Annotated in this window: 13 protein-coding genes; 7 read left to right on the top strand and 6 right to left on the bottom strand. The window is 69.6% G+C overall.

Annotation, left to right across the window (positions count from 1 at the left end; all coding sequences use genetic code 11):
* Window positions 1-3: 3 nt before the first annotated feature.
* A complete protein-coding gene (locus ILP92_RS07645; RefSeq protein WP_198915792.1) occupies window positions 4-1,020 on the top strand; it encodes a hypothetical protein in 1,017 nt (338 codons plus the stop codon).
* A 131-nt stretch (window positions 1,021-1,151) separates the two neighbouring features.
* On the top strand, window positions 1,152-1,484 hold the full coding sequence (locus tag ILP92_RS07640) for a GYD domain-containing protein (protein WP_198915791.1): 333 nt from the start codon (window positions 1,152-1,154) through the stop codon (window positions 1,482-1,484).
* Window positions 1,485-1,540: 56 nt separating this feature from the next.
* Here ILP92_RS07640 and ILP92_RS07635 read toward each other — a convergent pair whose 3' ends face one another.
* The 6 genes from ILP92_RS07635 to cdd form a co-directional block, all read right to left on the bottom strand.
* Window positions 1,541-2,662 (bottom strand): SPOR domain-containing protein, encoded by a 1,122-nt coding sequence (locus ILP92_RS07635; protein WP_198915790.1) that lies wholly within the window; start codon window positions 2,660-2,662, stop codon window positions 1,541-1,543.
* A gap of 69 nt (window positions 2,663-2,731) precedes the next feature.
* Complete coding sequence (gene upp, locus ILP92_RS07630; protein ID WP_198915789.1) at window positions 2,732-3,364, bottom strand: uracil phosphoribosyltransferase; 633 nt, start codon at window positions 3,362-3,364, stop codon at window positions 2,732-2,734.
* Window positions 3,365-3,426: 62 nt separating this feature from the next.
* The gene (locus tag ILP92_RS07625; RefSeq protein ID WP_368667855.1) at window positions 3,427-4,392 is read right to left on the bottom strand and encodes an adenosine deaminase; all 966 of its coding nucleotides are present in this window, start codon (window positions 4,390-4,392) and stop codon (window positions 3,427-3,429) included.
* Complete coding sequence (locus ILP92_RS18470; RefSeq protein ID WP_235971223.1) at window positions 4,389-5,570, bottom strand: phosphopentomutase; 1,182 nt, start codon at window positions 5,568-5,570, stop codon at window positions 4,389-4,391. Before ILP92_RS18470 ends, ILP92_RS07625 begins: the two co-directional genes overlap by 4 nt.
* Window positions 5,571-5,646: 76 nt before the next feature.
* A complete protein-coding gene (locus ILP92_RS07620; protein WP_198915787.1) occupies window positions 5,647-6,957 on the bottom strand; it encodes a thymidine phosphorylase in 1,311 nt (436 codons plus the stop codon).
* Complete coding sequence (gene cdd, locus ILP92_RS07615) at window positions 6,954-7,352, bottom strand: cytidine deaminase (protein ID WP_198915786.1); 399 nt, start codon at window positions 7,350-7,352, stop codon at window positions 6,954-6,956. Before cdd ends, ILP92_RS07620 begins: the two co-directional genes overlap by 4 nt.
* 86 nt (window positions 7,353-7,438) lie before the next feature.
* Between cdd and ILP92_RS07610 the strand changes: the two genes are divergently transcribed.
* From ILP92_RS07610 to ILP92_RS18700, 5 genes are all read left to right on the top strand, one after another.
* Window positions 7,439-7,663 carry a DUF3072 domain-containing protein gene (locus ILP92_RS07610; protein WP_198915785.1) on the top strand — a complete coding sequence of 75 codons (225 nt, stop codon included), beginning with the start codon at window positions 7,439-7,441 and terminating at the stop codon, window positions 7,661-7,663.
* A 70-nt stretch (window positions 7,664-7,733) separates the two neighbouring features.
* Window positions 7,734-7,955: a DUF3072 domain-containing protein gene (locus ILP92_RS07605; protein WP_198915784.1), complete on the top strand. Its 222-nt coding sequence runs from the start codon at window positions 7,734-7,736 to the stop codon at window positions 7,953-7,955.
* A gap of 73 nt (window positions 7,956-8,028) precedes the next feature.
* The gene (locus ILP92_RS07600; RefSeq protein WP_198915783.1) at window positions 8,029-10,311 is read left to right on the top strand and encodes an NADP-dependent malic enzyme; all 2,283 of its coding nucleotides are present in this window, start codon (window positions 8,029-8,031) and stop codon (window positions 10,309-10,311) included.
* Window positions 10,312-10,762: 451 nt separating this feature from the next.
* Window positions 10,763-12,658, top strand: a complete 1,896-nt coding sequence (locus ILP92_RS07595; RefSeq protein WP_198915782.1) for a propionyl-CoA synthetase — start codon at window positions 10,763-10,765, stop codon at window positions 12,656-12,658.
* 153 nt (window positions 12,659-12,811) lie between these two features.
* Window positions 12,812-13,663, top strand: coding sequence for a Hint domain-containing protein (locus tag ILP92_RS18700; protein ID WP_198915781.1), 852 nt, complete (start codon window positions 12,812-12,814; stop codon window positions 13,661-13,663).
* Window positions 13,664-13,671 lie beyond the last annotated feature (8 nt).

Here is a 13,671-nt window from a genome sequence, read left to right as displayed (position 1 = left end):
CGCATGACCGCCCTGAAGGAATACGAGCGGCTCGAGGCGTCGGGTCTGTGGCGCGCCACGCCCGACGCCCAGCGCCGCGACGTGCTGGTGTCGCTGGGCGACGCGACGCTGGCGATCAGCGATTCCGCCGAGCGGCCGCTGGCCCACTGGTCGCTGCCCGCGATCGAGCGGATGAACCCCGGCCAGATGCCCGCGATCTTCGCGCCCGGTATCGACGCGACCGAGACGCTGGAGCTGGACGACGCGCAGATGATCGACGCCATCGACACCGTGCACCGCGCCATCGAGCGGCGCCGCCCCCGCCGCGGCTGGCTGCGCACGGGCGTGCTTACGGTGGTGCTGGGCGGGCTTGTCGCGGGCTCGGTGCTGTGGCTGCCCGACGCGCTGGTCCGCCACGCCACCGCCGTGGCCCCGCCCGCCGTGCGCGCCGATACCGGGCTGCGCCTGCTGCGCCAGATCATCCGCGTGTCGGGCGAGCGGTGCGACAACCGCTCGGCCCGGGCGGCGCTGTCGGCGCTGTCGCAGCGCGTGCTGGGTCCCGGCGCGGGTCAGATCGTGGTGCTGCCGGGCGGACCCGAAGCGGCCGAGCACCTGCCGGGCAACCTGGTCTTGGTGAACCGCGCGCTGATCGAGGATTACGACGACGCCGCGCCCGTCGCGGGCTTCATCATCGCCGAACTGGCCCGCGCCGAGGCCACCGACCCGATCGCGCGGTTGCTTGCCAAGATGGGCCCGTGGGCGGCGTTCCAGCTGTTGACCCAGGGCGAAATCCCCGACGACACGCTGCGCGCCTATGCCGAGACGCTGCTGAAGGAACCGCAGGATCCCCTGCCCGAGGCGGCGTTCCTGCGCCGCATGGGGGCCGCGCAGATCCCGGTCGCGCCCTACGCCTATGCCGTCGACGTCACCGGCGAGGCCACCGTGTCGTTGATCGAAAGCGATCCGGTGGATCCGAACATGGCGCGGCCGGTGCTGTCGGACGCGCAATGGGTCGCGCTGCAGGAAATCTGCACGCGCTGAGCCGGACGCGGGGGAACGCGCGCGACTTTTCCCCCAGATTATGGTATGTTTCGCGCTGTGGCTCTGCTACGTGTCTCTCCCCACCTGCGGGCCGCTCATTTCAGAACCGGACCCAAGGGGAGATTTTTGTCATGCCTTTCTACATGTTTCAGGGGCGCTATACCGCCCAGGCGCTGAAGGCGCTGGTCGACACGTCGCAGGACCGCGAAAAGGCCGCGCGGCCGCTGATCGAGGCGGTGGGCGGCAAGCTGCACCAATTCTTCTATTGCATGGGCGAAGACGACGTCATGGTGCTGATCGAAGCGCCCGACGACACCGCCATGGCCGCCTGCGCGCTGGCTGTGGGCGCGTCGGGGGCGATGGCGGGCGGCAAGACCACTAAGCTGGTCACGAACGCGGACGCGATGAAGGCCATGGCGATGGCGAAGAAGGCGTCGGCCAGTTACAAAGCTGCCACCGGCTGAGGCGACGCGGGGCCGACCGCGCATCGCGGATCGGCCCGTCCTTTCACCCCTGCCCGTTAGCGCGCGAAAGCGTCGCCGAAGCCCTGCGCGCGGGCGGCCCGCAAGCCGCGCGTGACGCCGCCCGCATCCCGGAACGGACCGGCCAGAACGGTGGTGTAGCGGGTGCCGTTCCTGGTGACGGCGCTCAGGCGCACCGGAAGACCCGCCGCCTGCAGCTGCCGGGCGGTGCGGTTCGCGTTGGCGTCGTTGCCGAAGGTGGCGACCTGGACGTAGCGGGCACCCGTCGCGGCTTGCGCCTGCCGCGGTGCAGCCGCCGTCGGCGCGGGCGCGGATTTCGTGGACAGGACGGTCCTGCCGTCGGCTGTCTGGCGCAGCGCCGCGCGCGACACGATCTGAAGACCCGCCTGGGTCTTCACGGTGATGAACTTGCCGCCGCGCAGGTCGGACAGCTGCTTGTCGTAATCGGTGTAGGGATAGACCAGGTAGTGATATGTATGGGTCACGTCCCGCCCCTCCGCGGTCTTCAGTCGGCGCGGCACGGTCTGGGTCCAGACCAGCGCGGTCTGCAACGCGCCGCGCAGGGTCTGCTTGCCGCGGTTGGGGTTCAGCCGGTCATCGTCCCACGCGCTGCGATAGCCCGGCGGTGTTGTGATGCCGGTCGCGCGGCGGATGGCGATGCGCTCGCCCGGCTCCAGCCTTGCGGCGGTCGTCGGCGGCGACACGGGCACGGGGGCGGCGTTGTAGGGCGCGGGCGTCGGCGCCGCCGGGGCCTTGCGCCGCGGGGTCGGCGTGGCGATGACGCGCGGCGCGGCTTGCGCGGGCGCGGCAGCCGGGGCGTCGGCAATTCTTCGCGGCGGCGGCGCATCGAGGGTGCGCGGCGCGACGGGGACCGGATCGGCGATCACCGGAGGTGCCTCGCGGGCGATCTGGGTGGGACGGAAGCCGCACAGCACCTTGCGGCTGCTGGTGACGCGCGGCACCCAGCTGGGCTCGCCTATGGCGCCCGCGCGCACGTAGACGCAGCCGCGGCTGTCGACATATTGCCGGGCGGTGTAGCTGTCCGGCGGAAACTCGGCCGGCGGTCCGATATCGACCAGGTCGTTGCGCAGGTTCTGCGCGCCCGCGACGGCCCCGATCACACACAGGATCGCGGCGAGACTGGCAGTTCTCGACATCATGTTGTGCCCCCACACAAAGATGGCCCCACCCTGACCGAGGGGGCACCGCGGGTAAAGGCGATTCGGGCGCTACTTGGTGCCGAACATCCGGTCGCCCGCATCGCCCAGGCCCGGCACGATGTAGCCCTTTTCGTTCAGCCGCTCGTCCAAAGCGGCGGTGACGATGGGCACGTCCGGATGCGCGTCCTTCATGCGGGCGACGCCTTCGGGCGCGGCCAGCAGGCACAGGAAGCGGATGTCGGTGGCGCCCGCCTGTTTCAGACGGGTCACCGCCGCCGCCGAGCTGTTGCCGGTGGCCAACATGGGGTCGACCGCGATGACCACGCGCTCGTCCAGCAGGTCGGGGACCTTGAAGTAGTATTCCACGGGCTCGAGGGTCTTTTCGTCCCGGTAAAGGCCGACGAAGCCGACCCGGGCCGAGGGGATGAGTTCCAGCATCCCGTCCAGAAGGCCGTTGCCCGCGCGCAGGATCGAGATCAGCGCCAGCTTGCGGCCCGCCAGCGTCGGCGCGTCCATGGGTTGCAAGGGCGTTTCGATCCGCACGGTGGTCATGGGCAGGTCGCGCGTGATCTCGTAGGCCAGAAGCTGGCTGATCTCGCGCAGAAGCTGGCGGAACACGGCGGTCGACGTGTCCTTGTCGCGCATCAGGGTCAGCTTGTGCTGGATCAGCGGGTGGGTGACGACCGTCAGGTGCTGGGGCATGGTCTGGTCCTTGGGGCGGGCGTGGTGTTCAGGTATTTGTGGAAAGATGAAGCAGGGGGCGTCTAGCCCGCCCCGATCCGCTTGAGAAGGGCCGCGCGCGTGGCATCGTCGCAAAAGGCGGCGTTGGCGGCGGTGCGGGCGATGTCGGTGAAGATCTCGTCGTCCCAGCCGAACGTGTCGGACAGGCGCTGGTATTCGTGGGTCATGGTCGTGTGGAAGAAGGGCGGATCGTCGGTCGAGACCGTGACCGGCACCCCCGCCGCGCGCAGTTTGTCGATGGGATGGGACCGCCAGTCGGGATAGACGCCGAGCGTGACGTTCGAGCCGGGACAGACTTCCAGCGTGATGCCGTCCTCGGCCAGCCGGTCCACCAGCGCGGGGTCGTTGATGGCGTGGACGCCGTGGCCGATCCGGGCGACGCGCAGATGGTCCAGCGCATCGCGCACCGATTGCGCGCCGCCCCATTCGCCCGCATGGGCGGTCAGCGACAGCCCCGCTTCGCGCGCCATGTCGAAGCCGTAGGCAAAGTCGCGCGGGTGGCCCGCGCTTTCGTCGCCCGCGATGCCGAAGCCGGTCAGGAAGTCGCCCGCCGTCTCGGCCGCGCAGAGCGCGGTTTCGCGCGCCGCGTCGGGGCCGAAATGACGGATGCAGGTGACGATGCCGCGCATCTGGATGTCCGGCGCGGATTGGGCGGCTTCGCGGATCGCGTGCAGGTATTCGCGCCATGCCGAGACGTCGCGCTGGCCGCAGAAATCGGGGGAGAGGAACGCTTCGGTGTAAATGACGCCCTGGGCCGCGGATCGCTCGAGCACGGTGCGGGTCAGGCGCGCGAAGTCGTCGGGGGTCTGCAGGACGGTGCACGCGGCCTCGTAGACGCGCAGGAAGGCGGCGAAGCTGTCATAGGCGTAGTGGCCGCGATCGTCGAAGATGCCCGACAGGTCCACGTGCTTTTCGCGGGCGAGCGCGCGGATCAGGTCGGGCGGGGCCGCGCCTTCGAGATGCAGGTGAAGCTCGAGTTTCGGGATCACAGGAAGCTCCTTCCCTGTCCGGCCTCGGGCAGGCCCAGATGGGTCGCGATGCTGGTGGCCACGTCGACGAAGGCGCAGTGGCCGATCCGGCCCGTGCCCGCGCCCGCCACAAGCACCGGCACCCGTTCGCGGGTGTGGTCGGTGCCGCGCCAGGTGGGGTCGTTGCCGTGGTCGGCGGTGACGACCAGGATGTCGCCATCCTTCAGCCGCGCGACCAGGTCGGGCAGCGCGGCGTCGAACCATTCCAGGTGGCGCGCGTAGCCCGGCGCGTCGCGGCGGTGGCCGTAGAGGCTGTCGAACTCGACGAAATTGGCGAAGGTGAAGCTGCCGGGCGCGGCTTCGTCCAGGTGGGCGCGCAGATGGTCCAGCAGCTCGGCATCGGTGCCCTTGCAGGCCGTGTCGATCCCCTGCATCGAGAAGATGTCGCCGATCTTGCCCACCCCATGCACCTGGCGCCCGTCCGCCTGGGCCCAGTCGCACAGGGTCGGCGCGGGCGGCGCGATGGCGAAATCCTTGCGGTTCGAGGTGCGGGTGAAGCCGGTTTCGGCATCGCCCCGGAAGGGCCGCGCGATGACGCGGCCGACCCGCTGGGCGTGCAGGTCGGGCGCCAGGTCGGCGCAGAGCTTCAGCAGGCGGTCGAGGCCGAAGACGTCTTCGTGGGCGGCGATCTGGAACACGCTGTCGGTGGAGGTGTAGCAGATCGGCCAGCCGGTCCGCATGTGCTCGGGGCCGTCTTCTTCGATGATGTTGGTGCCCGAGGCGTGGCGGTTGCCGAGGATGCCGTCGGTGCCTGCCAGCTCGCAGACCCGGGTCACCAGGTCGGGCGGGAAGGCCGGGTCGGTGTCGGGGAAATACGTCCAGTCCCAGGGCACCGGCAGGCCCGCCAGTTCCCAGTGCCCCGACGGCGTATCCTTGCCGCGCGACACTTCGGTGGCCGCACCCCAGAGGCCGGTGGGCGTGGCGTCGAGGCCGGGCGGCTTCAGGCCCGAGGCCAGCGTGACCGCCGCCCCCAGCCCCAGCGCGTCGAGATTTGGCAGGCGCAGGGGGGCATCGGTGTCTGCGAGGGCTTCCGCGATGTGGCCCACGGTGTTGGCGCCGTCGTCGCCGAAGGCGGCGGCATCGGGGGCGCCGCCGATGCCGACGGAATCCAGCACGATCAGGAAGGCCCGGGCGCTCATCCCCGGCGGTTCCGTGTGGGGCCGGCCGCGGGTTCAGGTATTTCTGGAAAGATGAAGCAGGGGGTCGGGCGGGGTGTCATGCGATGCGCTCCGCGATCAGGGGGGCGGGGTCCGGCGGTGCGTCCGAGAGGGTGATGGCCGCGCGCAGGGCGTCGGCGGCGCGGGCGGCGTCGGGTTCGGTGCGGGCGTGGATCCGGCAGATCGGGTCGCCCGGCGCGAGCCGCGTGCCCAGCGGCGCGATCCGGTCGAGGCCCACCGCGGGGTCGATGGTGTCGCCGTCGCGCGCGCGGCCACCGCCGAGCGCGACCACCGCGTTGCCCATGGCGGTGCCGTCCATGGTGGCGAGATAGCCGTGGCGCGGCGCGGGCAGGTCCAATGTCACCGGCGCGCGCGGCAGCAGGTCGGCCCAGGCATCGGTGAATTCGGTCGGGCCACCCTGCCCCGCGATCATGGCGCCGAACCGTGCCAGCGCGCGGCCGTCGGCGATGGCGTCCGACACCAGCGCCGCGCCGTCCCCGGGGCTGTCGGCCCGCCCGGCCATGTGCAGCACCGCGCCGCCCAGCGCGCAGCTGAGCCGCACCAGCGGCGTGTCGCGCGCGGCGCCTGTCAGCACCGCCATCACCGCCGCGACTTCCAGCGCGTTGCCCATGGCGGAGGCGAGCGGCTGGTCCATGGCGGTGATGAGCGCACGGCAGGGCAGGCTCGCGCCCGTCGCCGTGTCGACCAGGGTGCGCGCCAGGTCGCGCGCGTGGGCGGGGTCGTGCATGAACGCGCCCGAGCCGCATTTCACGTCCAGCACCAGCGCGTCGAGCCCGGCGGCCAGCTTCTTCGACAGGATCGACGCGGTGATCAGGTCCACCTGGTCCACCGTCGCCGTCACGTCGCGCACCGCGTAAAGCCGCTTGTCGGCGGGCGCGATGTCGGCGCTGGCCGCGACGATGGCGCAGCCGGTGTCGGCCACAAGCGCGCGGAAGGCGTCTTCGGACAGGTCCACCCGCAGGCCCGGGATCGCTTCGAGCTTGTCGAGCGTGCCGCCGGTATGGCCGAGCCCCCTTCCCGAGATCATCGGCACGTGGCAGCCCAGCGCCGCCAGCGCGGGGGCTAGGATCAGCGACACCGCGTCGCCCACCCCGCCGGTGGAATGCTTGTCGATGACCGGTCCGGGCAGATCCCAGTCCAGCCGGTGCCCGCTATCGGCCATGGCGGCGGTCAGCGCGACCCGCCCCGCGTCACCCAGGCCAGGCCCCATGCAGACGGCCATGGCGAAGGCGCCCGCCTGGGCGTCCGAGACGGTGCCGTCCGACAGGCCTGCCGCGAAGGCCGCCAGCGCGTCTGGTGTGGGGACATCCCCGCGGCGCAGGGTGCTCAGGCAGTCGCGGACGCTCACGCGCGGTCCATGTGCCCGGTATCGAAGGCGCCCGGCAGAAGCTCGGACACCGTGGCGCGCAGGATCTTGCCCGACGTGGTGGCCATGGTGACCGGCACGTCGCCATCGGCGAATTCGGCGATCTTCTGGCGGCAGCCGCCGCAGGGCGTCACCGGCTCGGGGCTGTCGGCGATCACCGCGATTTCGGCGATGCGGGTGTCGCCCGCCGCGATCATGGCGGCGATGGCGCCGGCCTCGGCGCAGGTGCCTTCGGGATAGGCCACGTTTTCCACGTTGCAGCCCACGTGCCGGTTGCCCGTGACCGAGCGCAGGGCCGCGCCGACCTTGAAGCCGGAATAGGGGGCGTGGGCGTTCTCGCGCACGGCGCGCGCGGCCATCAGAAGCGGGTCATCCATGCGCCCACCCTGCGGGGCGGATCGGGACTTGGCAAGCGGAACCGCGCGGCGGAGACGGGCATTGATCCCTGACAGGAGGATCCGAAATGGCACAGAAAGACGACGGCAAGAAGCACGATCCCATGGACGTCGCGTCCTTCCCGATCGCGGGCGCGGTCGCCTCGGGCGAGAACCCCGACGGCAACGCGCCGATGACCGACAAGCAGGCCGCCGAGCTGCGGCAGCTCTGCGAAAAGCACGACGAAGCCTTCGACGGCACGCTGACCCAGGACCAGGCGGCGGCCCGCATCGAGATGCTGAAAAAGGCCTGAGGGGGCCGGGAACCCGATGCGCCCGGACACGTTTGTGAACATAGAGTGAACAAAATGAACGGGTGAGACCATGGCCGAGATGACAGACACGCCGAAGACCGACGCGCCGGGCAATGCCGACAAGCCGGTGGACGACTGGGTGACCGGCGACGAGGCGATGACCGGTGCGCAGGCGTCGTACCTGAAGACGCTCTGCGAAGAGGCGGGCGAGGAGTTCGACACCGGCCTGACCAAGGCGCAGGCGTCGAAACGGATCGACGAACTGCAATCGCAGACCGGCCGCGGCGGCTGACCGCGACCGCTCTTCCCAACATCTGGCGAAGGCTCTATCCCTGAAGGTCCGGAACACCAGGGGGGAGCGGAAGATGAGCGACGACGACAAGAAGGCGGCGTTGCGCGTCGCCGCTCTGGACTATCACCGCAATCCCCGACCCGGCAAACTGGAGATCCGCGCCACCAAGCCGCTGGCCAATGGCCGCGACCTGTCGCGCGCCTATTCGCCCGGCGTGGCCGAGGCCTGTCTCGAGATCAAGGCGGATCCCGACACCGCCCGCGACTACACCACGCGGGGCAACCTGGTGGGCGTGGTCACCAACGGATCGGCGGTGCTGGGCCTTGGCAATATCGGCGGTCTGGCGTCCAAGCCGGTGATGGAGGGCAAGGCCGTCCTGTTCAAGAAATTCGCCAATATCGACTGTTTCGATATCGAGCTGAACGAGCCTGACCCCGAGAAACTGGCCGATATCGTCTGCGCGTTGGAGCCGACCTTCGGCGCGATCAACCTGGAAGACATCAAGGCGCCCGACTGCTTTATCGTCGAAAAGCTCTGCCGCGAGCGGATGAACATCCCCGTCTTCCACGACGACCAACACGGCACGGCCATCGTCGTGGGGGCCGCGGCCACCAACGCGCTGCGGGTGGCGGGCAAGCGTTTCGAGGACATCAAGATCGTGTCCACCGGCGGCGGGGCCGCGGGCATCGCCTGCCTGAACATGCTGCTGAAGCTGGGGGTCCGGCGCGAGAACGTCTGGCTCTGCGACATCGAAGGACTGGTCCACGAGGGCCGCGAGGCGGACATGACCCCGCAAAAGGCCGAGTACGCCCAGCCGGGCGGGCCGCGGTCGTTGGGTGACGTGATCGACGGGGCGGACCTGTTTCTGGGGCTGTCGGGGCCCGGCGTGCTGAAGCCCGAGATGGTCCAGCGCATGGCCGACGCGCCGATCATCTTCGCCCTGGCCAATCCCACGCCCGAGATCGACCCCGAGGAGGCCCGCGCCGTGGCGCCGCGCGCGCTGATCGCCACCGGGCGGTCGGATTTTCCCAACCAGGTCAACAACGTATTGTGCTTTCCCTTCATCTTCCGCGGCGCGCTGGATGCGGGCGCCACGGTCATCAACGACGAGATGAAGATCGCCTGCGTCGAGGGCATCGCCGAGCTTGCCCGCAAGACCACCAGCGCCGAAGCCGCCGCCGCCTACCAGGGCGAGCAGCTGACCTTCGGACCCGACTACCTGATCCCCAAGCCCTTCGATCCGCGCCTGATGGGCGTGGTGGCCACCGCCGTGGCCAAGGCGGCCATGGAAAGCGGCGTGGCCGAGCGCCCGATCGAGGATCTGACGGCCTACAAGCGCAAGCTCGACGGGTCGGTGTTCCGCTCGGCCATGATCATGCGGCCGGTGTTCGAGGCCGCGGCCACCCAGCCCCGCCGCATCGTCTTCACCGAAGGCGAGGACGAGCGCGTGCTGCGCGCCGCCCACGCCATGCTGGAAGAAACCACCGACCGGCCGATCCTGATCGGCCGCCCCGAGGTGATCGAGCTGCGCGCCGAGCGCGCGGGGCTGCAACTGCGCGCGGGCACGGATTTCGAGACGGTGAACCCGGAAAACGACGCCCGCTACCGCGATTACTGGCAGACCTATCACGCCATCATGGAACGGCGCGGGGTCACGCCGGACCTGGCCAAGGCGATCATGCGGACCAACACGACCGCCATCGGCGCCATCATGGTGCAGCGCGACGAGGCCGATTCGATGATCTGCGGCACGTTCGGGCAGTACCTGTGGCACCTGAACTACATCAGCCAGGTGCTGGGCTCGAAGGAGCTGCATCCCGTGGGCGCGCTGTCGCTGATGATCCTGGAGGACGGGCCGCTTTTCGTGGGTGACACCCATGTGAACCCGCAGCCCACGCCCCAGCAGATCGCCGATTCGGTCGTGGCCAGCGCGCGCCACGTGCGCCGCTTCGGGGTGGAGCCCAAGATCGCGCTGTGCAGCCATTCGCAATTCGGCAATTTCGACTGCGACACCGGCATCCGGATGCGCGCCGCGCTGGAGATCCTGGACAGCCGCCCCCGCGACTTCTGCTACGAGGGCGAGATGCATGCCGATGCCGCGCTCGACGGCGAGCTGCGCGCGCGGATCTTTCCCAATTCACGGATGGAGGGCGCGGCCAACACGCTGATCTTCGCCAATACCGATGCCGCGTCGGGCGTGCGCAACATCCTGAAGATGAAAGCGTCGGGGCTGGAGGTCGGCCCGATCCTGATGGGCATGGGCAACAAGGCCCATATCGTCACCAGCTCGATCACCGCGCGCGGATTGCTGAACGTGTCGGCCATCGCGGGCACGCCGGTGGCGCATTACGGCTGAGCGTCGGAGGGGGTTTTGCACCCCCGCCGCTGCGCGGCCCCCCGCAAGGTATTTGGGGAAAGATGAAGAAGGGGGCCGGGGCTGGCCGCGCGCGGGGAGCCGTTCCGGCCGCGCTTGTCCGCGGGCGCGGGTCTACTTGCCTTTCTTCGGCTGTTTCGCCGCGACCGGTGCGACAGGTTCGGGCTTGGGCGCCGGGCGCGCCGGTTTCATCTTCTTCTTGGGGTTCTTGTCGCTCATGGCTGGCATCCTTGGACGCGGGCGGCCGCGACCGCCGCGCGCCACCCCGTGCAGCCGAGTATCGTGCAAGAGCGCCGTCCCGGCTGGTCCGTTTTCGCCATGAATGTCGGATTTCGACGATCCGGGCAGTGGTCCTTTCGGGGCGGGACCAAGGAGCCACTTGTTCCGGCGCGGCGCGTCGGCTTTATTTGCCGCAAACGAGGGAGGGATCGCCATGACCAGCTACGCAGACACCTATGCCGCCTGGAAGGCCGACCCCGACGGCTGGTGGATGGAGCAGGCGCAGGCGATCCACTGGGATCGGGCGCCGAGCCGCGCGCTCGATGACAGCAAGGCGCCGATCTATGCGTGGTTCGCCGACGGGCTGACCAATACCTGCTACAACGCCGTGGACCGCCACGTGGAGGACGGCCGCGCCGATCAGGTGGCGATCATCTGGGACAGCCCGGTGACGGGCGCGCAGCAGAAGATCACCTTCGCCGAGCTGCGCGATCGCTGCGCGTCGGTCGCGGGGGCGCTGGAAGCCCGCGGCGTGGAAAAGGGCGACCGGGTCATCATCTACATGCCCATGGTGCCCGAGGCCGTGATCGCCATGCTGGCCTGCACCCGGATCGGCGCGATCCATTCGGTGGTGTTCGGCGGTTTCGCCGCATCCGAGCTGGCCACGCGGATCGACGACGCCAAGCCCAAGGCGATCATCGCGGGCTCGTGCGGGATCGAGCCGAACCGCACGGTCGCCTACAAGCCGCTGCTGGACGCGGCCATCGACCAGGCCGCCCACACGCCCGAGTTCTGCATCATCTTCCAGCGCGACCAGCAGCGCGCCGAGCTGATTGAGGGGCGTGACGTGGATTGGGTCGCGGCGCAGGAGGGCGTGTCCCCCGCCGATTGCGTCCCGGTCGAGGGCAGCCATCCGTGCTATATCCTGTATACCAGCGGCACGACCGGCCAGCCCAAGGGCGTCGTTCGCGACACCGGCGGGCACCTGGTGGCGCTGAACTGGTCGATGAAGAACATCTACGGCGTCGATCCGGGCGAGGTCTTCTGGGCCGCGTCGGACGTGGGTTGGGTGGTGGGCCACAGCTACATCACCTACGCGCCGCTGATCCATGGCAACACCACCGTGGTGTTCGAGGGCAAGCCCGTGGGCACGCCCGACGCCAGCACCTTCTGGCGCGTCATGGCCGAGCACAAGGTCGCAAGCTTCTTCACCGCGCCCACCGCGTTCCGCGCGATCCGGCGCGAGGACCCCGAGGCCCGGCACATGCAGGGCCACGACCTGGGCCACCTGCGCCAGATCTACCTGGCGGGCGAGCGGGCGGATCCGGACACCATCGAATGGCTGCAGGACGTGTCGGGCAAGCCGGTCTACGACCATTGGTGGCAGACCGAAACCGGCTGGACCATCGTCGGCAACCCCGTGGGGATCGAGCCGCTGCCGGTGAAGCTGGGCTCGCCCACCGTGCCCATGCCGGGCTACGAGGTGCATATCCTGGGCGAGGACGGCGCCGAGCTGCCCGACGGCGAGCTGGGCGCCATCGCGGTGAAACTGCCGCTGCCGCCGGGCACGCTGCCGACGCTTTGGCACGCCGAGGACCGGTTCCGGAAGGCGTATCTGAACAGCTTTCCGGGCTATTACGAGACCGGCGATGCGGGCCGCAAGGACGCGGACGGCTACCTGTGGATCATGGCGCGCACCGACGACGTCATCAACGTGGCGGGCCACCGGCTGTCCACCGGGCTGATGGAAGAGGTGCTGGCCACCCACCCGGCGGTGGCGGAATGCGCGGTCGTGGGCGTGGCGGACGATCTGAAGGGCCAGTTGCCCATGGGCTTCCTGACGCTCGGCCGCGATTGCGACACGCCGCACGAGCAGGTCGTCAAAGAGGTCGTGCAGCTGGTGCGCGACAAGATCGGGCCGGTGGCGGCCTTCAAGCTGGCGGTGGTGGTGGACCGGTTGCCGAAGACGCGCTCGGGCAAGACGCTGCGCGCCACCATGGCCAAGATCGCCGACGGCGAGAATTTCAAGACGCCCGCGACCATCGACGACCCGGCGATCTTGGACGAGCTGCGCGAGCGAATTGCCGCCATCGGCTATCCCAAGGCCTAGCCACGCTTGACGAGCGACAACTTTGGGTGAAGCGTTCTTGGTCATGGTAACTTCCATGGCCGAGGGCGCTTCATGGCGACATTCAACAGTGTAACGGGGACAGTACGGACAAATGGCCCCTTTCGTTTCCAGACCACGGACAGTCTGGGCGACGTGCGGATCACCATCGACGGCGACATCCTGAGCGGCAACACGCTGAGCCTGGATGGCGGCGCGACCACGCAGCCCTACAGCATCGTGTCGCGCGGCAGCGTGTCGGACACGCGCAACAACAACTTCTTCCGCAACTTCGACGAATTCTCGGCCGACGACCCGCCCGATTACCTGCTGCTGTCGTCGGGGGGGCAGATCTATTTCGTGCTGCCCGACTTCCCGAACGCGTCGGGACGGCTGACCGGCAGCGTCCAGCTGGACGAGGCCACCCTGCCCTGCTTCACCCGCGGCACGCCGATCCTGACGCGGCAGGGCGAGCGGATGATCGAGGATCTCGACGTGGGCGACGAGGTGCTGACCCGCCACGGCGGCTACCAGGAAATCCGCTGGATCGGCCATTCGATCATGCCCGCCACGCCGCGCAACCGGCCGGTGCGGCTGCAGGCGGGCGCGTTGCGCGCGGGCGTGCCGTCGCGCGACATCGCCGTGTCGCCCCAGCACCGGATCCTGGTCGACGGGCACCGGGCCGAGCTTTACTGCGGCATGATGGAGGTGCTGGTGCCCGCGATCCACCTGGTCGACGGGGACGCGATCACGCGGGAGACGGAGGGCGACACGGTCGAGTATTTCCACATCATGCTGGACGCGCACGACGTGGTCTTCACCGCCGATCTGCAGAGCGAAAGCCTGTATCTGGGCGAGATGGGGCTGAAGGCGCTGACCCGCGACCAGCGTGCCGAGATCCTGTCGATCTTTCCCGAACTGGCGCGCGCGGTGGAAGGCCGCGCCACCCGGTCCACCGTGGCGTCGCGGCCCGAGGCGCTGCTTCTGGCGCGCTTCACCGAGGCCTGAGTAGCAGT

Origin of the sequence: Palleronia pontilimi, from assembly GCF_016412875.1 — a bacterium.
In the GTDB taxonomy this organism is placed as follows: domain Bacteria; phylum Pseudomonadota; class Alphaproteobacteria; order Rhodobacterales; family Rhodobacteraceae; genus Palleronia; species Palleronia pontilimi.
The sequence above is the reverse complement of the archived record's forward strand: the minus strand, read 5'-3'. Positions and strand labels throughout refer to the sequence as shown.